Here is a 19853-nt window from a genome sequence, read left to right as displayed (position 1 = left end):
CACGTTCATTGTAACTCCCTCTTTCGTCCAGAACCTGCCTCAATCCCCTGCCTAAGATGAACAGATTCAATTTAGATGCGTGTTAGCTTAAAAGCCATTACTAGTTTAATAGCATTATATTACTATATAATTATCTTTTAATTATATAGAGCGAGTATGGTATTATTTCTATCGGTGTGTTTGTTGGGGTTTAAACGCCAAAATAATAGTCAGCTTAGAAAAAATGGCAAGTACAAAGTACCAGCATAGGTAGTACAGCATAGGGAGTACCAGCTTAGTGCGATCGCTATCGGTAGTAACTTAGGTAAATTACGCACTATCTTAGAAGCTGCTAATCACGAACCTATACCAAACTCAAGCTTTTTCCCTACAGAGCGTTCTAGTTGGCCTAAAGCCCCACCATTTCAAACCACCACAACCAGATCATCTCAATTACTGCTCTAGCCGGTTGAAGTTTTATATGAAAGAAATCTATAAAATTAAGCGTCGCCAATTACTTAAACTTAGCTCGATAACTCTTGGTAGTAGTGTTTTGGCAGCTTGTACTAATCAAACCTCTACAGCATTAACTACAGAAAAAAAAGGTACATTAGATAAAATAAAATTTGCTCTGGGCTGGAAAGCTGAAGCAGAGTACGGTGGTTTTTATCAGGCTGTTGCTACTGGCATTTATCAAAATTATAACCTAGATGTTACTATACAACCAACAGGTCCTCAGAGCAATACCACCCAATTATTAATGGGAGGAGTAGTTGATTTAATTATGGGACAGGCTGTTGATGCTATTAAAGCAGTGCAACAAGGTATTCCCAAAATTACTGTAGCAAGTATCTTCCAAAAAGGAATACGAATTCTATTGGCTCATCCAGGGGTAGGCAATGACTCTCTGGCACAATTAAAAGGTAAACCGATTTTTATTGCTCCTGGAGCCATCACAACCTATTGGCCCCTACTCAAGGCAAAATACGGTTTTACAGATGACCAGAAACGCCCCTATAACTTTAATGTTAGCCCTTTCTTAGTAGATAAAAATTCAGCCCAACAGGGAATTTTGACCTCTGAACCTTACATTATAGAAACACAAGGAGGCTTTAAGCCCAATATATTACCCTTAGCAGATGCTGGTTATAATCCCTATAGTTTCACCATTGAAACCACGAAGAAACTCGTTGAAACTAACCCCGACCTGGTTCAGCGATTTGTTGATGCCTCAATCAAAGGATGGTATAGCTATCTAGAGAATCCCGAACCAGCCAATGAGCTGATCAAAAAAGATAATCCAGAGATGAGTGATGACCTAATTGCCTATGGTCTGGATAAGCTTAAAGAGTATGGTATTATCATCTCTGGTGATGCTGAAAAACTTGGCATTGGGGCAATGACCGATGAACGCTGGGAAAGTTTGTTCAATGAGTTAGTTACCGTTGGGGTAGTTGATGCCAAGACTGATTACAAACAAGCCTACACCTTGGCATTTGTCAGTAAAGGAGTAAATTTTAATACCAAAAGTTAGTTAAAATTTTAGTTTATTAGTTACTTATTATTTGCTTTAATTAAGTCCCGAAATAACAGCTTATAAAAAAAAGTAAAATGCCGAATATAAGAGATTCTTTATAGACATATTAACATCAAAGTTATTAACTATTGTTATTAGACATTAATTTATATCTAGTCTTGCCAAGTCAGATTGATAAATAATTTAAACTATTAACGGATTGCTAATCACTGATTAGACCTCTTGCAAAAGTAGTTTTATGATACTGTTTTTATAAATTTTTTTTCCGCTGTTACCTGTTACTTCCGACTTCTGCAAGAAGTCTATTGCTAATAACTGACAATAGATGAACCAAAAACCAGCTATTTCTCTTACCCATGTCAATAAAACTTTTGACAATGGTACTGTAGCCCTAAAAGATCTAAATCTCAACATCAATAACTCTGAATTCATCAGTCTGGTTGGACCATCGGGATGTGGTAAGAGTACCCTGCTACGCATCATTGCTGGACTAAGCACTATGAGTTCGGGAAACATAGAATGGAGCGATCGCGCCCACCAAAAGGAGATAGCTTTTGTCTTCCAAGAAGCAGCACTAATGCCTTGGGCAACGGTAATGGGAAATGTGCGATTGCCTCTTAAATTGGCTAGGGTCTCTAAAAAAGTGGCTGATAATGCTATTAAAGAAGCGCTCCAATTAGTTGGACTGGAAAGTTTTGCCCAATCCTATCCCCGTCAACTATCCGGTGGCATGAAAATGCGAGTCTCTATTGCCAGAGCTCTTGTTACTTCTCCCAAGGTATTGCTGATGGATGAGCCGTTTGGAGCCTTGGATGATATCACTCGTACTAAGCTTAACCTGGAGTTACTTGATTTGTGGAGTAAAAAACACTGGACTGTGGTTTTTGTGACTCACAATATTTATGAAGCCGTATATCTATCCAATCGGGTGGTAGTAATGGCGGCTCGTCCAGGTCGAGTAGTGGCGGATATAACTATTGATGAACCATCACCACGTAACGAACAGTTTCGTACATCCTTAGTTTATACCAAATATTGTCAGAAGGTGGCTGAGCAGTTGTCAAAAGGGATGAATTATGAGTGATAATTTATAAATTATTATTTAGACATAACTGATCAATTATCATTATCAAAAATATGACTATAAATTTGACAGCTATATTAAACGGTATCTAATAATTTTATGACAAAAAATCAAGCCTTCGTTCTGGCAAAGCTAAAATTGAAACGTTTGGTATCTATCGATATTATAGCCCCTGTGGTAGTGGGAATCCTGGTGTTGATGGTGTGGGATATCTCTGTTCGAGTGACTAGTACGCCCTCCTATATATTACCAGGTCCTTTGCTGATTATCAAGGTATTAATTAGGGACTGGAACAGTTTATTTCAGCCATTGCTGATCACCATAAAAATCACTGTAGCTGCTTTTATAATAGCAGCAGTTTCAGGATTGCTAATTGCCATGTTAATGGCTCAGAGTAAGTGGATTGAAAAAAGCTTATATCCCTATGCAGTCGTTCTGCAAACAATGCCTATTGCTGCGATCGCGCCTTTAATTATTATTTGGCTGAGGAACAATACCTTCGCTGCTTTGGTAATTTGTGCTTGGATTGTAGCATTCTTCCCGATTATTTCTAATACGACGTTTGGTTTAAATAGCATCGATTCCAACTTAAGTGACCTGTTCCGGCTTTACAAAGCATCTCGCTGGCAGACAATGCTGTATCTGCGACTACCAAGTGCTTTACCCTATTTTTTAGCTGCATTACGTATCAGTGGTGGATTAGCCTTAATCGGAGCAATAGTAGCTGAGTTTGTTGCCGGTACAGGCGGTGTTAATTCAGGAATTGCTTATCAAATGCTAATTGCTGGCTACAATCTCGAAATTCCCCGAATGTTTGCTGCTTTGTTTATGATTAGTAGTCTAGGTATCTTGATTTTTGTACTCTTGACCACCTTATCCAACTTGGTTCTTGGGCAATGGCATGAAAGTTCTCTGACAAGAGATAATTGATATGATAATTAATAGTGATAATTAATAAGGAACCAGCTATAAACCTTAATCTTTTCAGTGATTCGATTTCGATAGAGTCAGAGAACTATGCCTGAGAAAAATAAACCCCTAGTCAGCATTATCATTCCAGCATACCAAGCCGAAAATACCTGGGGGGGCGACAAGCGGCCTGTAACCCTTGATATATATTAAATTGAGCGAATTATGGTAAAAAAAGATAGGTCATAAATTGTCAATACGACCTACCAATTGAAAATGATACCAGAATTATATCAAAAACATCTAAAAAATCTACTTTCTGAATCTCAATTATTGTTTTTTTCTATTGTACTAATTATTATACAAGATATCAAAAATATTAAACTAGAAAAAATTGCCGAGTCATTACCTTTACCTATTCAGGTAAATTCAAGACGTAAAAAACTACAGAGATTTTTATCATTACCAATATTTGAGCTCAAATTATTGTGGTTTCCAATTCTTGAAAAATGGCTGGAACAAACATTTACTAAAGAGTCAAAAATCTATTTAGCTATCGATAGAACTAATTGGAAATATAAAAATTTATTTATGATTAGTCTGATTTATAATAACCGAGCAATTCCAGTTTATTTTGAACTTATTTCAAAACTTGGCTCAAGTAATTTTTCAGAACAAACAAAAATTATATCAAATATTATAGAGCTATTTAATGGCTATCAAGTTATAATTTTGGGAGACCGAGAATTTTGTTCCGTCAAATTGGCTAAATGGTTAGATACACAAGGCTTTATCTTTTGTTTAAGACTAAAAAAATCGGAACAAATTCAACTTAAAAATTCGGGTTGGACTTCCTTAAAAAATTGTGGATTAAAACCAGGAACTTCATTATTTTTTGAAAATGTCAAAGTTACCAAAACTAAACAAATTACTGGATTTAGTATCGCCTGTAAATGGAAAAAAAGTTATCGAAAATCCGTGACCAAAGAAGGTTGGTTTATTCTAACAAATATGAGCAGTGCTCCGGAAGCAATTTCTGCCTATAAAAAACGTTTTAATATTGAAGAGATGTTCCGAGATTATAAGAGCGGTGGATATAATATGGAAGGCAGCAATGTGATCGGAAAACGCTTTATATCTTTAGTTATTATAATATCTTTCGCTTATCTTGCTTCCACAATACAAGGAGAAAAAATTACTAAACAAGGAGTTCAAAAATATGTAGCTAGAGTCAAAGAATATGGGCGTTCAACTAAAAGACATAGCAGTTTTTATATTGGACTATATGCTCAAAATTGGATTAACTTTTTTGATAAATGTTGGGAATTAGTTTATGATTTGATGCGCTTAAGTCGCCATAAGCTCGATAATTATTTACGAGGTATGAGAGCTATGAAGCTTATAGAGTCTACTTTTTAGCTCTCATGTCGCCCCTCCAGCGAAAATACAATTGCATAAGCTATCAAAAGCCTTATAGGACAGACCTATTTTTCCCAGCTCCAAATCCCTCACCCGCGTATGATACAGAGAGCTTTTGTGCTAGTTCCATTGGTAGAAATTGCTCCTGATTGGGTAGAACCAGTCTCCGAACAGAGTATTTTCCAACTCCTTCAAAAGCTAGACTGTTCTGGACTTAAGTTGTTGTCTGAATACTTCGCTAGTAGGTATTACCAAGTAATTGCTGCTCTGAGAAACCTACAAAAATCAGTAAAATCTATCTAGGATTAATTGAGGCAATATTGCCAAATAAAAATTCTATATGTGGCAGACTTAATCAATTTGCCTTTGCAGATAATCCTCAATCAACACGCGAGTATAGGTATTGAGGGGATACTCCATTGCCTGTTGGGGAGTAACCCATACCCATTCCTCAATTTCTTCGTTGGGCGTTATCGTTTCGCTAGCAGAGAATGCATAGTAGTTGACCATAATGAAATGGGCTTCTCGGACAAAGTTAGAGTCTAGCACCGCTTCTTGTAACAACGCAAAGCTCACTTGGGTTAACTCTAGACCAACTTCTTCTCGAAACTCCCTTAGAAGTGCCGATTCTAGGGTTTCGCCCCATTCTACTTTACCTCCCGGTACACCCCATAAACCCTTCCACTTAGTAGTTTTTACAATTAAGACTCTTCTACTAGGATTCACAACAAGTGCCCCTACAGTAGTCAAGGGAAACTGTTTCTGCACGGATACTGGTTTGATTGTGGTTTTATTTGGTGTGGTTTTATTGGGCATTGCTTTGCTTAGCTGATCCTTCCCCAGTCTTATGTAACACATCGATAGATTTTAAATTAGTTTCCTATTACCAGAAAACCACGATTGCTTATGGCTAAAATTGTCTCATACTTTTAACTGTTCAACTTGAGTTCTATCGAACTCAGGTGTCGGTAGCTTTAAGGAGCTTCGATCCATAAGCCATGAGTCATTATCATTAATAAAATCAATTTTTTAGGATAATATAATAAGCTATTTAACGACGTTAAATTCTGTATTCTAACCAATAATTATGAATTCTTATCCTGACTCCTGACTACTGTCTCATGGATTGGAGTCAAAACTTCTGAATTTCTGTCATCGAACTCAGGTTAAGATCATATCCATCACACCAATACCGCCAACTACTAGGGAAATAACAGAAATCCCTGACAACATAAGCGCTTACGGTAGGTGATTAACTGCCGATTGTTAATTTCGGGAGTCACTTCAGTAATACTCCGGACTTGGTTAGCGATCGCTTTAGCATCTCCCTAAACTAACGTCTTAGTTGACACTCCCCGTCTATGGGCGAGCAGGGAGTGTCAACTAAAACATTAGTTTGTTGGGAGAGGGGTTGCTATGGGACGTCGCTCAATGACCTGGTCGATTAAACCATAGTCCTTAGCCTCAGTCGCTGACATAAAGAAATCCCGCTCGGTATCCTCCTGAATCTTTTCCAGTGGCTGACCGGTATGTTCTGCTAAATAATTGTTTAGCTGCTGCTTGTGGTACAGGATTTCTTTTGCTTGGATTTCTATATCGCTTGCCTGTCCCTGTGCTCCTCCCAGTGGCTGATGAATCATAATCCGGGAGTGAGGCAAGCTCATGCGTTTACCCTTAGCACCAGCACTGAGTAAGAAAGCCCCCATACTAGCTGCTAGTCCAACACAGATAGTGCATACGTCCGGAGCAACTTGATTCATCGTATCGAAAATGCCCATGCCCGCAGTCACTGAACCGCCGGGAGAGTTGATGTACAGGTAAATATCTTTTTCCTGGTCATCGGCTTCTAGAAAGAGTAATTGGGCAACCACTAAGTTAGCTAAGTCAGAATCAACCTGTTGTCCGAGGAATACAATGCGCTCTCGCAACAAACGAGAGTAAATGTCAAAGGCACGTTCGCCACGACCGGATTGCTCGATAACTGTAGGAATCATAAAAAATAAGCGTGAAATTTGTAAACCCCGTGTATGGGCGACTGGGGAGGAAAAACAAAGGAAAAGGGCGGTTAAAACCGTCTTGGATCAATGTGGGGAGAACAGATGCAGTTCATACCCGTTCCTGTTAACAGCCTTCAAACGCCTATCGAAGCAGAACCTCATGTTTGCCTCGCGGCTTGTTATCAGTAGGTACTATCCTGTCAGAATAAAGAATGGCACTGTTTTACCCCTTGTAGGACTGTTTAACGATCTGGTTAATCAGCTTCGGACTGGCATCCCATCCTAAGGTAGGAACTTTCACCCTTGCCGATAACGTAGACTTCCCATAACATACAGCAGGTCTTAGGGTGCTCAGCTATCTTCCATGACTAGGCTAGGGAGTCCTGTCTAGGCAAGAGTGGGGTGCTGACCCAAGGTGGCTGCTAGATTGGTTTTTCTTTACATTGTAGCGACTACCAAACTCTTGCTTTGATTCTAATCTCGGCTACCCCTAATCTATTAAATTACACAGAATGATTTAGGAGCAACCCTTTGCACTGTGCCAGTCACTGAGGCGGAACATATAACTTGGCACTTATATGGTTGCTTAAATAAACTGGTAGAGTTAATTAGCTTCACGGGTGTATCAATTTTTAGAAAGTTCGTATCTCAGTCAAGTAGCATCGCTGTCTTGATGCAGTCGCTCATGGGGGAAACCCCCTTTGGCGGCGCTGCATCGCTTTCGATTGTTTCACCAAGACTATATATCAGGAATGAGGAGTGTGGCTCGTGTTTAAGAAAGTTTTTCAGGCGCTTACTATTACAATATTGCTCAACTTACTAGTCTATATTAGTCCACCAGATCCTCAACAGTCTGATGGTGTACCACATTTACAGGAAACCCCAAAAGTTTTATCAAGTTTACTATAGCACCACCAGACATGATTGATTAGTCATTAGTCATTAAACTTTCGAGGTCTTAATTAGTTCCATCTATGGATGGAACTAAGAAACTTGTATACTAATGACTCAATCATTAAAGGGCAATCGGAGTCATTGAATAAGTTAATCCCCAGGACAACCCAATCTCACGCTTGGAATCCCATGTAACTAACTCGCGGAGCAATGGCGGTTAGTCACCAATTTGTCTTATGATTCCAGATGTCAAATTCCACACCCACCCATTGCCGAGCCATGAAATTTAGTCTTTTAATAGAACACCTGGGTAGTACAGGGTCTTTGTGCCATAGCCTGAATAGCGCTACAGAGCTTAACCCTGAAATTACCGGAGTTGCTCCCATCGATAAAGCAACCCCAGGCACTCTCAGTTATATTGAGGGACCCAAGTTTGCCCACATGGTAGAAAAAACCCAGGCGAGTGCCTTAATTTTGTCCCTGGATGAAGCATTACAGGCAAAAGCGACAGAAAGAGGTATAGCTTGGGTAGGGACATCTGAACCGAGATTACTATTTGCTCATGCGATCGCATGTTTCTATCAAGCCTTTCAACCAGCACCAGTCATCCACCCCAGTGCAGTGATTGACCCAGATGCTCAGTTAGGAACAGATGTCTATATTGGACCCAACGTCGTAATTTTAGCAGGGGTAAAGATTGGCAATCAGGTTTGTATCCATCCTAATGTAGTACTATATCCTGAAGTAGACATAGGCGATCGCACTGTCTTACATGCCAACTGCACTATTCATGAACGGAGCCGCATTGGTAACGATTGTGTAATTCATAGTGGTGCAGTCATTGGTGCTGAAGGGTTTGGCTTTGTGCCAACCCCCCAAGGGTGGTATAAAATGCAACAGTCTGGCTACACGGTCTTAGAAGATGGGGTGGAAGTTGGCTGTAACAGCACTATTGACCGTCCAGCGGTTGGGGAAACTCGGATTGGACGCAACACTAAATTAGATAATTTGGTACATATTGGTCACGGCTCCGAGGTGGGACAAAACTGTGCCTTGGCAGCCCAAGTCGGATTATCTGGAGGAGTGAAAGTGGGTAATCAAGTGCTGCTGGCAGGTCAGGTAGGAATTGCGAATCAAGTGAAAGTTGGGGATGGAGCAATTGTGACCGCTAAATCCGGAATCCACAAAGATGTAGAACCCGGAAGTGTAGTGTCTGGCTATCCTGCTATTTCCAACAAACTCTGGCTAAAAATATCTGCCATCTACAATCGGCTTCCAGAAATGTATAAAATATTGAAGCAACTTCAACGAAACCTCAAATAGAAAAAATAAATAATAAAAGTCAAAAAACTGACCAATCTTTGCTATTCCTTTTGCTCTGATTTCGGAATAGTAAGTAATTAAGCTGACTTGAACAGACCCCTTTCCAAAATCTTCATATTGGAGATTAGCTTAGGGAGAGATAAAAACCTGAATTTGTCAAGGTTATAGTTAATCGTTTCTTCTCGGAAACTTAATGAATAAATATCCAAATATAAATAGTTTGTAAAGATCACCTAGATACATTGACTTTTAATGAAACAACCGTGTAAAAATTTACACAATACGTTGATGATTCATTAGACGATCATCAAACTGATCAGATTAATCAGGGTGTTAATACGGTTGGTGCTCATGTCAAAATTTAAGATTGCCTCTGATTTTTCTGGAATCATCGTCGTTTCAACTTTTAGCGTTCTAGAAAAATTAATTTTATGTCCACGTCTCAAATGCCAAAACAGTCCACCTTGAGAAAAGAAATCAACTATCTGGTTGATTCGTCTAGTTTTTCTAGTACTGAGCAACCAGTTAAACTAGTTAATGGTGGCTTTGAAGAAGGACTCAAAGGGTGGCAAAAGCTAGGACCAGGTGGGATCAAAAGAGCTAGTTTTGGCATTACTCCAACAGAGGGAGAAAAGCAACTTTTACTCAGAACTAGCAATACCGAAGTCACCAGAACAGGTCAGCCAAAAGCCCCATCAGCCTCTAAACTGGAAGAGTTTTTATACCTGTCCACAGGAACTCTCGATTGTATTGCCCAGAAAATTTTAGACACCGTTGGCATATGTGGTACTTCTAGCAAGGTAGTCAGAGGTGCTGCTATCCAACAAATTATTACCCCTGGTCTTGGTGATACCTTAACCTTTGATTGGAATTTTCTCACCAATGAAGACGTGGGAGATGAGGCTATTGTTGCCGACTTCGCTTTCGTTTGCCTTAGTTCTCCCAAGTCCCAAATTGTCTATGAATTAGCTAACCCCATCCTAGGAGTTTTTAGTCAAGCACCGAACAACTTTTACCACCAAACCGGATTTCAAACATTTACTCATACCTTCACTACACCTGGAACCTACAGCCTAGGCTTTGGTCTTGTGAATGAATTGAGTAATCAAACTCAGTCTGGACTAATCATTGACAATGTTCAGCTAACCAGCGCTACTGTTGATGATCCGGCTTCGCTACTCAGCTTGCTTTCAGTAGCCTCCTTTAAGGAAGCTTAAATAGGACTTAGGCACTCAAGCTATATGTAGAGCTATATCTAGAAATGAGTTGATTTGCTTAAACTCTATCTATAGATATTAGACCAGAGATATTAGACCAGAGATTAGACCTGATCAATGCATAAATCTTGTTAAAGCTTAATCCTTAGTGGGAAATCAACCCACCAAGGAGTAGAAATTAACTCATCCAGGCTAGCCAGTACTTCGGTGCTATGAATTGCTGGTCTTACACCAAGGAATTTTTTCCGTAGAATGCCTTCTGGATCAATGATATAGGTATGGCGTAGGGACATAATACCTAACCAAGAACCATAAGCCTTGCTGACAGAGCCATCGGTGTCAGCTAAAAGTGGGAACTTTAAACCCTCTGAGTCACAAAACTCGGCGTGAGAATCGACATCATCCACGCTCACCCCTAGGATCTGCACATTTCTCTTTATATATTTGCCCAAATCTTGCTGAAATCGCTGAGCTTCCAAGGTGCAACCACTAGTAAAGTCTTTGGGATAGAAATAGAGTACCACCCACTTACCTTTATAATCCGAGAGGGACACCTGACCCTTACCAGTATTGGTTGGTAGGGTGAACTCGGGTGCGGGTTTATCGAGAGGAGGTTGTTTGCCACCGAGAGCATGGGCAGGGTTGGGAAAATTTATCCAAGCTAGCAAAACGATAAAGCTAGCCAACAGACTGCTGAGAAATGCGCGACGAGAGATCATGATGAAAACAGGAAATTATTCTTCACATAAGTTTACATCATTGATGAACTAAGACTTTATAAACAATTCATCCCGGTTGGCTATGCAGATAATTGACATTTAGCCAATAATTTGTTACATTTTTTAATATAAACGGGCTACACAGAGTAAATTCGCGGAGCAAAGAACAATGTCCAATCAAGAGTCTAACGAAGCCAAATTCGGTTTCACCTCTAAAGCAGAAAACTTAAATGGTCGTCTAGCTATGATCGGTTTCATCGCTGCTTTAGTCACAGAATATATTACTGGTCAAGGTGTACTACACTTTTTGGGCTTAATGTAGTTCCCAATAGTTAGTTAAATTTGTCAATCTCAATAAATAGCTGGAGTTCAACACTAGAACTCCAGCTTTCTTATGTGTTTTTAGCTGATTCCATAGTTTGTTCTACGGAATGTCAGCTAAAATATCAAAACGGTGCGACCCCGTAATTTAATTCTTCAAAGGTCAAGCGCACCGGAACTGATTTCTGGATAGGAATTGGGGTAAGGAATGTGATACAATGCCTGTTTGAATACTTATCATGTTTGGTTGATAGCCAAGTGAAAATTGAAAATTAAAAGTTGTTAGGTGTCAATTGACAATTAACATGCATGGCACCAACCGTATTATATGTGATTAACCAGACTTCATAGTGACTCCCTATTCCCCACCCAGTAGATACAGCGATAACAGAAAACCCTGATTGCTATCAAGCAGCAAGCAGGGTTTTCTATCGGATATATTCCTTGAGAATGCTATTGCGATTTGGATGGCGTAGTTTGCGAAGGGCTTTAGCTTCAATTTGTCGAATCCGTTCCCGCGTCACGTTAAAGATTTGGCCAATTTCTTCCAAAGTCTTCATCCGTCCATCATCTAATCCATAGCGTAGACGCAGTACGTCACGTTCCCGGGGACTCAGGGTATCAAGGACACTTTCTAGATCTTCCCGGAGTAGATTTTTGGAAACCTGATCTTCTGGGGTTTCACCATCGGCTTCAATAAAGTCTCCCAAGCGGGAGTCTTCTTCTTTACCAATAGGTGTTTCTAAGGAGATGGGAAGTTGAGCTGATTTGGCAATGAATCGCAACTTCTCGATCGTCATTTCCATCCGATCTGCAATTTCCTCTTCTGTGGGCTTGCGACCCATTTCTTGAGAAAGGAGTTTAGTAGTTTTCTTGATCCGCGAGATGGTTTCATAAAGGTGAACGGGTAAGCGGATAGTCCGGGACTGGTCAGCAATAGCACGAGTAATAGCTTGACGAATCCACCAGGTAGCATAGGTGGAAAACTTGTAGCCTTTTTCGTGGTCAAATTTTTCCGCAGCCCGGATTAAACCTAGAGAACCTTCTTGAATCAAGTCTTGGAATGAGAGTCCTCGATTCATGTATTTCTTGGCGATGGAAACCACCAAACGGAGGTTAGACTGCACCATTTTTTCCTTAGCCCGCCGACCGACGTGTAAGCGGTAACGGAAAGCTGGCAGCTCCATATCGACCTCTGTTGCCCATTCCCGATCTCCAGGTTCCCGCTCTAACTCATCAGACAAGCGCTCCCGCACTCGTTCTAATTCCAACAAATCAGCAATTTTACGGGCTAATTCAATTTCTTCATCAGCTCTGAGTAGACGAATCCTGCCAATTTCCTGCAAATAGAGGCGAATTGAATCTTCTGTATAGTGCTTCTTTTTGCTTTGGGTTCGGCGACGGTTAGATCGCCCCTTACCAGGCTTAGTATTTTCCTCGTCCGGTTGAGCGTCCACCAAATCATCTCGGTTCACGTCATCCTCAATCAAGACTTCTAAATCGCTCTGAGGTTGAGCGATTGTTGCGAGTAATTCATTTGCCTGGGTCATGTTTTTTCCTCATGCTCCTTCAGTTTCAGACCAGTAGATGATGTCCGTTGATCTACTTAAGATAGCTTAGTCAGTGAGAACCTTGTTTGTTGCACCCTATGGTGGGTCGAATCGCTTCAGCCGTAGGAATTAGATCGACTCTATTTCCTTGGACTTAACTTGCAGTGAATCTACTATCCATTTAAGTGTTAATACTGAATTTTGGGAAGACTTTTTGATTGTAGCCTTATTTACAAAATTTTGCTCTAGTGTTTATCTGAAAAATTTAGCTTATTTATCTGGTCAAAAGCTTTGAGAAAGTGTAGCAATAAGTACCCACTTTCCCTTATGCCTAGAATATAGTCACTATTTTAGTACGAATGTTCTATAAAACCCGACAGTTGGACTTCACTACGTTAATTAACTTGTCCTGTATGATAACCATTGACAAGCTCTGGGTCTAGGTAATGATTATTTTGCATTACTCTTGTAACACATAACCCTAGCCAATGTAGTAAGACGCTAAGTGAAAGTACTGCCAAGTAAGTTCATTTAACCAGCTCCTAATTCCCTATTCCTGCGTAACAGAATGGTGAACCAGGGCATCGGAAATACTCCTGAGAAAGACGATCTCAACATTGGGTAGGGGAAGCAACTCTCCTCGTCCGATGGAGCAAACGCTTGATCATTATTTTAATTTCTAATTTGAATTTTTACGTTTTGCTCATTCTTTTTAAAATTTATCAGATTAGCTGAGCACTACATATAGCGTTATAATAACTATTATACTCTATATGTAGTATACAGACTAGGTAATTGGACCCGAGTAGTTCACTACAGGGGTTCCGGAGATGGAAAACCGGAAGCGTCTAGCAAAGCAGTTTTTATAGGAGTTTACGGTGCAGTGAGCGAGAAAACCGTAAGTCAATTAACATGCACTACTAATTTTCCTGCCATAGCTGGTTAATACTAACAAAGTTATAACCTTGGTGCAATAGCTGAGGAATTAACTCAGCCGTAGTTTCAACCACATCTTGTCCTCCATAATAACCATCATGTAAGACGATCAGGGAACCGTTTTGAACCTGCTTTAGGACTCGCTCCACGATTATACTGACACCAGGACGTTTCCAGTCTTCTGGGACAACACTCCACATTACTGATCTATAGTTCCACTGGTGCAGTATATTCAAGGTTCGGGGCGTAAATAATCCGTTAGGGGGACGAACATCTTTTACCTTGTCTGGGTGAATCTGACAAGCTTGAGCGATCGCGTCTTGGGTAAGGAGCAAACTCTGCTGAAGGGCATCCCGTTTTAGAAAGGGAAAAGACTGATGGTAATATCCATGAAGTCCTAACCAGTGACCTTGTTGGTAAACTTCTCTGGCGAGACTGGGGGCTTGGTTTACGCAAACGCCCAACCAGAAAAAACTGGCTTTGACTTGGTAGCGGTCTAAGACTTGCAGTAACTTGGGAGTGTAGTGTGGATGGGGTCCATCATCGAAGGTCAGTGCGATCGCTGGTGAATCCGTTGCTCCTGACCACAGGCAATTGGGAAAGGCAGGTTTGAGAATTTGGTACAGAATAGGGTATAGCGGAGCAAATTGCATTTAGTCGTAAGTTTGGATGGGGTGGAGTGAATTTGACTAGTTTCCATGTCCTACTTGATCGCATGTTGCGGCGTCGCCAGATTATCTTGATGTTGATCGGCTTTTGTGTAGCGGTAGTCCTTAGCAGTTGTAACACTGTGATTATTACTGAGTATGAAGCTACAGCACTTACCAGCTTAACCTGGCGAGTTGAGTATTCTATTAATTCAACAACTGATAGAGATCCTGATGTTGAGGAGTTTGCTTCCAAGTCCGTAGTTAACCGCAATGGTGAGAAACCAGAAGGTGCTGTAACAGGACCTGATGACAAGGGGTTATGGTGGCCAGTTGTCCCACCAAAACCAACCATTGATGAGGTAGAACAGCGTCAGCCACTTCATCATAAGCCTAGCAACCCAGAGATGTTGCGTACAGTTAAATACAATATCACCTATAAAGAGGGGGCACAAATAGTGACACTACCTACTAACTATGACGTTTACCGGCAAGTTGCTAGAGCCTATCCTTACCGGAAACCTCTAAGGCTTACCCTGGGAATCAATGATGCTTCGGTGGAAAAAGCTGATACTAAATGAATGAGATCAAGCCCACCCTTGCGGGTGCGCGATGGTGGGGTGTATGGGATCAATTCTTAGTTCAATTCACCCCATCACTCGTGATTAATTGACTCTGACATTAATCACACTGGCGTTGAAGTTATAATCTCTACCTTCTAACTCTACCGGAGTACCAATTTTAATCTTGCTATTGCCCAGGACTACTCCATCTTTGGTGATTGTTGCTTTACCACCTAAGGTCAGTAACATATTAATCCCATAAAAGCTAGGTCTGGGATCTGGTAGTTCTTTGATCGAGCCATCTGGTTGTGGCACCAGGACACTTCTACGCAGAATTTTGACGGATTTGACGTCAACCTGACCATAGGGTTGCTTACGAATCACAATATTAGTCTTCTTGGTCTCCTCCAACTGATTGACCAACACATCTGGTTCAAGCAAGCTTAACCCCCGGACAATAATATCTACTTCTACTGGTTTGGTGCTATTGAGTTGGGCAACGGAACCAGACTCACCAGGAAAGAAGAATATTCCTACAACTACCAACAAAATCACCAAGGCAGCACCGAAGTCGATAATGCTCACCTTGCCAAACAAACGTCCTTTAGAATCTACAATAGCCATAAACTTGGTTAGGTGTTTTTGATAAAATTTTATAGTGTCAAGATAACTCCTTAAGGTTCGCTGGCTCTAGGTTGAATGGCTAAGGGGGTTCTAACCTAGTTATGAAGCGCTCCTGTTAAAGCAGGTCGGCTGTTAACTGCTTTTGATGTAGCTAATACCTAATAACTAATACCTATAATTAGAGTTATCCATAACTGGTGAGTGAGAATAACAAACACCAGGTTCGTCTGTGGAACATATTACCCTATTTGGGGTTCAACCATAACGAGGAATGCTACTGGTCAGTAATTAGGGTAGATAACTCCTAGTAGAGAGTTGACTTATGATGCTAAAGACAAGGCTCCTCTACAGCAAGTCATGGCTGCAAATCCTTTTTCCATTGGAAAATAGCTAAAATAATCTCTTTTCGATTTAATAATTCTTAATTTTGCTATGTTCAGCAATATATTATCGATTTACTCCCGTTATCGACGTCGTTTGTTATATCCGTTAATCAGCATGCTTCTATCCCTGACTCTGGTGGTGGGAACAGCCCAGATCGCCCAAGGGGTTCCCTGGTTAGAGCTGCTATTGCGTGGTATTCAGATTATCCAGTTATCTAATATGTCTGATCAACAGGAAGTCCAAATTGGTCAGCAAATTAATCAGCAACTTGTTGGAAAGCAATTTAAGCTCTATCGCAATCGGGAAATTAATCGCTATGTTGATCAAATTGGTCAGCGACTAGCTAAAAGCAGCGAACGCCCAAATATTAACTATACATTCCAGGTGGTCGATGATGCTAATATTAATGCCTTTGCTACCATGGGAGGATTTGTTTATATTAACACGGGTTTAATCGCAGCAGCAGACAATGAAGCTCAACTGGCAAGTGTGATAGCTCATGAGATTGGTCATATTGTGGCTCGTCATAGTATTCAGCAAATTAGGCAAGCCGCGATCGCTAGAGGTTTAGCAGAAGCGGCTGGAGTTGATAGCAACACGATGGTTAATCTGGGCGTGGAATTCGCACTACGTCGTCCCAACAGTCGTCAGCATGAGTTTGAAGCTGATGAACTAGGTATCAACAACTTAAAACAAGCAGGCTATGCTCCGATAGGATCAGTAGACTTTATGAAAAAACTCCTCAAGCAAAGAGGCTCTATTCCAGGGTTTCTGAGTACTCATCCGTCAACAGCAGACCGAATTGATTCCTTGGAGCAGTCTATCGATTCAAATAGTGCTTATGTTGGTGATGGATTAAACAATCGGGCTTACAAAAACAAAACTCGTGTAGTCCGCAACCAGAAAAAAGCTGCCCTCAAAAGGACAACAGGTCGTGGAGGGCGGGTACTCAGATAAGCACAGCTAGCTCAAGAGCAGAAAGCTTGATCAATAGTCTTTTTGTTAACCTATATCACCTTCACGAGGTACTCAATACTTGACGTCGGCTTATTTTACTAGGTTCTATCTTGGTCACCGCTTCTTCCAAGGGGAATTGGCGAACATCACCCCGAAAGACGTTAACTTGATAAACAAGATTATTGGTAATGTCTAGACCCGTCATCCAACCACTTTTGGGATGATAAGCACCAGTGTCTATATCTAGCCAACCACAACCTTGGGCTATGGTACCGGGAGCCACTCCTGGTAAGGTAAAAGTCATGGTATGACCCGTGATGATCACCTTGTCGAGAAAGTAAGGTTCACGCATGCTGTGAAATTCATCCCGAATCCAACAAAATTGCTCAACGGTTTGCTCCTCAATGGTCATGCGAGGATTAACCCCGGCATGAACTAGCCAGGTATCTCCTAAATCCATGTAGGTTGGCAGTGTTTTTATCCAATCTAGGTGATCTTGAGAGACTTTTCCACCATAGCTGTTGATAGTAGTTTCACCACCACTATAGAGCCAGGCTTGTCGTGTTGAGTTAGGTACTGAATTGTTACCGATAATTTCTAGTAACATCAGCTCATGATTACCTAATAAACAGGGGTGAGCGTTTTGCTTGACAAATTCCACAACCTGAGAACTCATCGGTCCTCGATCAATCAAGTCTCCGAGAAAATAAACGGTGTCGTCACTAGTGGGTGCGATCGCATCCAATAAGGCCATAAGAGGATTATAGTGACCATGAACGTCACCGATAACAATACGACGGTGGGTCATTACTTTACTTATCCAAATCTAATTTCGTTAAATATCAGGTAGACCCCTTCATATAAAATTTAAGGTTAATGGCTTTAGGCATCAGAGTTCTAGGTTAAATGGCTAAGCGGGTTCTGACCAGCGTATGAAGCGGCCCTCCTCAAGCACAGAGGCTATCAACTGCTTTTGTTGTACCTAATACCTAATACCATTAGCCTCATACCCATTTATAGATTGATGCACCGATTCTTTCACAGTGGTCTTCCTTTTAAGAGATTTGCTATTCCTGAATAGAGTCGTTAAGTGTAATAGTTTGAGGAATAGGCTCAAGTAGTTAGTTTAACTTGTCTTCTAAGTATCTATGTGTAGTATCTATGTAAATTTATCATGAACTACCCGGATTGGCTACGGGGAAGTTGGGCTTTGGCACCCAACTTGTTGCTACAAAAGTGGGTCTTGAACCCAGTTTTTGAAGGGATTACACCTGCCCCTTAACAAGACGGGGATTTACAAGATTCAGTTAAAATTAATAGCATCCCCTACCGATACCAAAGCCTGTCTGCAATGAACAAGCCAACTACTCTGATTTGAACAAAAACCGTGTCTTCTTCTGGTCTGCCTTTGATTAATACCCTCAAACAACCTACTAGCCAGGCTTGGATCGAGCAAGCCCTTGCAAACCTTGATGTTATTTTACTTGACCATTCCCATTGTGAACGTAAAGCGGCTGGAGTAGCACTGAATTTAATGTTTCGCTACCCCTCCTACAGTAAACTGGTGCGTCACCTGACGGTTATTGCCCGTGAGGAACTAGAACATTTCGAGCAAGTTAACCAGTGGCTAGAAAGACGTAGCATTCCCTTAGGTCCGCTTTCTTCACCACCCTATGGAGCTGGATTGAAAGCTCAGATTCGCCGAAACGAACCAGAACGGTTGTTGGATTCTTTACTAGTTGCTGGACTGATCGAGGCTCGTTCTCACGAACGTTTGGGATTACTAGGAACTCACTGTTGTGATCCATCTTTAGCCAAATTTTATCGTAGCTTGATGGCATCTGAGGCTCGTCACTATGGTGTTTACTGGGTACTGGCTGATACCTATTTTGAGCGAGTACTGGTAGCTCAGCGGTTGGATGAGTTAGCAGTTAAAGAAAGTGAGTTGCTGGTTACCCTTTACCCAGAACCAAGAATTCACAGTTAGCAGCCAGTCTCCTCAAAGAAGTAGTCACACTATACCAGAGCAGTGGGTATCAACCAGAAACTGTTGTGGAAAACAATTGGTGCGTTCCCGTAGCGGCGACCTAGGAGCATCGCGTAATGCTTAAGTCATTGGTTTGCGCTTGATCAAAAATGCTCTCAAGCCAGCTGCCTGAGCACCCTGATAGTCTTGTTGAAAACTATCACCAATATGAAAAGCCTCCTGAGCACTACAGTGATGTTTTTGTAAAGCAGCAGCAAAAATCTGTGGATCAGGCTTGGCAAAGCCAGTTTGGGTCGAAATTGTGATGGAGGAGAAAAATTCTTCTAATTTTAGGGCTTTTAAGACAAGATGAAGACGGGAATCAAAATTTGATACCACACCCAACTCAATACCAATATGCTGCCATGCTTTCAGAGCTGGGATAACATCCGGATAAATTAACCAAGGTTGACCAGTGGCAAAGTGGCCATAGAGTTCGTCAAAAAAATCAATGAAATTGGTGAACTGGTCAAGTACACCAACTTGTTCAAAGGTGCGGGAGGCAATCACCCACCACCATTCAAATTCTCGCTGGGGAATTTCTTCAGGATCTGTTTCTGGAAAAACCGCTGGTTCTGCTGAGGCGAAGGCTTTGACAAAGGCTTTGTCCAAAGCTGAAGCAGGTACTGTAACCCCAAATTGATTAGCGATCGCACTATAAACTTCCCCTACACTCCCTTGAACACCAAATAGGGTACCGACAGCATCTAGAAAAATTACTCGCGGTTTTTCCATGGTTAATGGTTAATTGTTAATTGTTAATTGTT

At 41.0% G+C, this 19853-nt stretch carries 16 protein-coding genes and 3 pseudogenes; 11 read left to right on the top strand and 8 right to left on the bottom strand.

Translation table 11 applies throughout. The features are described from left to right. The first annotated feature begins 460 nt into the window (after positions 1–460). The 5 genes and pseudogenes from AC4II3_RS00320 to AC4II3_RS00300 all read left to right on the top strand — a co-directional run. On the top strand, positions 461–1513 hold the full coding sequence (locus AC4II3_RS00320) for an ABC transporter substrate-binding protein (protein ID WP_488014188.1): 1053 nt from the start codon (positions 461–463) through the stop codon (positions 1511–1513). Positions 1514–1841: 328 nt separating this feature from the next. Further along, positions 1842–2600 (top strand): ABC transporter ATP-binding protein, encoded by a 759-nt coding sequence (locus AC4II3_RS00315; RefSeq protein WP_488014187.1) that lies wholly within the window; start codon positions 1842–1844, stop codon positions 2598–2600. A 99-nt stretch (positions 2601–2699) separates the two neighbouring features. Continuing rightward, entirely contained in the window at positions 2700–3530 is an 831-nt protein-coding gene (locus AC4II3_RS00310; RefSeq protein ID WP_488014185.1) for an ABC transporter permease, read from the top strand. A gap of 255 nt (positions 3531–3785) precedes the next feature. Beyond that, a pseudogene (locus AC4II3_RS00305) lies at positions 3786–4948 on the top strand (IS4 family transposase); the annotation flags it as partial. A 58-nt stretch (positions 4949–5006) separates the two neighbouring features. Then, positions 5007–5231 (top strand): annotated as a pseudogene (locus tag AC4II3_RS00300) (2-amino-4-hydroxy-6-hydroxymethyldihydropteridine diphosphokinase); the annotation flags it as partial. Between the two features lie 48 nt (positions 5232–5279). Here the strand turns inward: AC4II3_RS00300 and AC4II3_RS00295 are convergent. Both AC4II3_RS00295 and clpP read right to left on the bottom strand, forming a co-directional pair. Continuing rightward, positions 5280–5744 carry an NUDIX domain-containing protein gene (locus AC4II3_RS00295; RefSeq protein WP_488014183.1) on the bottom strand — a complete coding sequence of 155 codons (465 nt, stop codon included), beginning with the start codon at positions 5742–5744 and terminating at the stop codon, positions 5280–5282. Positions 5745–6319: 575 nt separating this feature from the next. After that, the gene (clpP, locus tag AC4II3_RS00290; protein ID WP_008182028.1) at positions 6320–6922 is read right to left on the bottom strand and encodes an ATP-dependent Clp endopeptidase proteolytic subunit ClpP; all 603 of its coding nucleotides are present in this window, start codon (positions 6920–6922) and stop codon (positions 6320–6322) included. A 1176-nt stretch (positions 6923–8098) separates the two neighbouring features. On the opposite strand from clpP, the gene lpxD reads away from it, so the two are divergent. Then, positions 8099–9142 carry a UDP-3-O-(3-hydroxymyristoyl)glucosamine N-acyltransferase gene (gene lpxD / locus AC4II3_RS00285; RefSeq protein ID WP_488013106.1) on the top strand — a complete coding sequence of 348 codons (1044 nt, stop codon included), beginning with the start codon at positions 8099–8101 and terminating at the stop codon, positions 9140–9142. A 431-nt stretch (positions 9143–9573) separates the two neighbouring features. Next, positions 9574–10359: a hypothetical protein gene (locus AC4II3_RS00280; RefSeq protein ID WP_488013090.1), complete on the top strand. Its 786-nt coding sequence runs from the start codon at positions 9574–9576 to the stop codon at positions 10357–10359. A gap of 131 nt (positions 10360–10490) precedes the next feature. On the opposite strand, the gene AC4II3_RS00275 is transcribed toward AC4II3_RS00280, so the two are convergent. Next, on the bottom strand, positions 10491–11078 hold the full coding sequence (locus AC4II3_RS00275) for a peroxiredoxin (protein WP_488013092.1): 588 nt from the start codon (positions 11076–11078) through the stop codon (positions 10491–10493). 163 nt (positions 11079–11241) lie between these two features. Between AC4II3_RS00275 and AC4II3_RS00270 the strand changes: the two are divergent. After that, positions 11242–11400: pseudogene (locus tag AC4II3_RS00270) on the top strand (chlorophyll a/b-binding protein); the annotation flags it as partial. Between the two features lie 427 nt (positions 11401–11827). On the opposite strand, the gene rpoD reads toward AC4II3_RS00270, so the two are convergent. Together rpoD and AC4II3_RS00260 are read right to left on the bottom strand one after the other, a co-directional pair. After that, complete coding sequence (gene rpoD, locus AC4II3_RS00265) at positions 11828–12949, bottom strand: RNA polymerase sigma factor RpoD (RefSeq protein WP_070390974.1); 1122 nt, start codon at positions 12947–12949, stop codon at positions 11828–11830. Positions 12950–13869: 920 nt separating this feature from the next. After that, positions 13870–14538 carry a polysaccharide deacetylase family protein gene (locus AC4II3_RS00260; RefSeq protein ID WP_488013094.1) on the bottom strand — a complete coding sequence of 223 codons (669 nt, stop codon included), beginning with the start codon at positions 14536–14538 and terminating at the stop codon, positions 13870–13872. A 26-nt stretch (positions 14539–14564) separates the two neighbouring features. On the opposite strand from AC4II3_RS00260, the gene AC4II3_RS00255 reads away from it, so the two are divergent. Continuing rightward, positions 14565–15113: a hypothetical protein gene (locus tag AC4II3_RS00255; protein ID WP_488013096.1), complete on the top strand. Its 549-nt coding sequence runs from the start codon at positions 14565–14567 to the stop codon at positions 15111–15113. A gap of 84 nt (positions 15114–15197) precedes the next feature. Here the strand turns inward: AC4II3_RS00255 and AC4II3_RS00250 are convergent, their stop codons facing one another. Continuing rightward, positions 15198–15719, bottom strand: coding sequence for a DUF4330 domain-containing protein (locus AC4II3_RS00250; protein ID WP_488013098.1), 522 nt, complete (start codon positions 15717–15719; stop codon positions 15198–15200). Positions 15720–16151: 432 nt separating this feature from the next. Here AC4II3_RS00250 and AC4II3_RS00245 point away from each other — a divergent pair, with 432 nt between their 5' ends. Beyond that, on the top strand, positions 16152–17060 hold the full coding sequence (locus AC4II3_RS00245; RefSeq protein ID WP_488013100.1) for a M48 family metallopeptidase: 909 nt from the start codon (positions 16152–16154) through the stop codon (positions 17058–17060). A gap of 61 nt (positions 17061–17121) precedes the next feature. Here AC4II3_RS00245 and AC4II3_RS00240 read toward each other — a convergent pair whose 3' ends face one another. Beyond that, the gene (locus tag AC4II3_RS00240) at positions 17122–17868 is read right to left on the bottom strand and encodes a metallophosphoesterase family protein (RefSeq protein WP_488013102.1); all 747 of its coding nucleotides are present in this window, start codon (positions 17866–17868) and stop codon (positions 17122–17124) included. Between the two features lie 579 nt (positions 17869–18447). On the opposite strand from AC4II3_RS00240, the gene AC4II3_RS00235 reads away from it, so the two are divergent. Further along, the gene (locus AC4II3_RS00235) at positions 18448–19047 is read left to right on the top strand and encodes a MiaE family protein (RefSeq protein ID WP_488013104.1); all 600 of its coding nucleotides are present in this window, start codon (positions 18448–18450) and stop codon (positions 19045–19047) included. A gap of 120 nt (positions 19048–19167) precedes the next feature. On the opposite strand, the gene AC4II3_RS00230 is transcribed toward AC4II3_RS00235, so the two are convergent. Further along, positions 19168–19821 carry an HAD-IA family hydrolase gene (locus AC4II3_RS00230; protein WP_488007734.1) on the bottom strand — a complete coding sequence of 218 codons (654 nt, stop codon included), beginning with the start codon at positions 19819–19821 and terminating at the stop codon, positions 19168–19170. Positions 19822–19853 lie beyond the last annotated feature (32 nt).

This window comes from Moorena sp. (genome assembly GCF_982860115.1).
The sequence above is the reverse complement of the archived record's forward strand: the minus strand, read 5'-3'. Positions and strand labels throughout refer to the sequence as shown.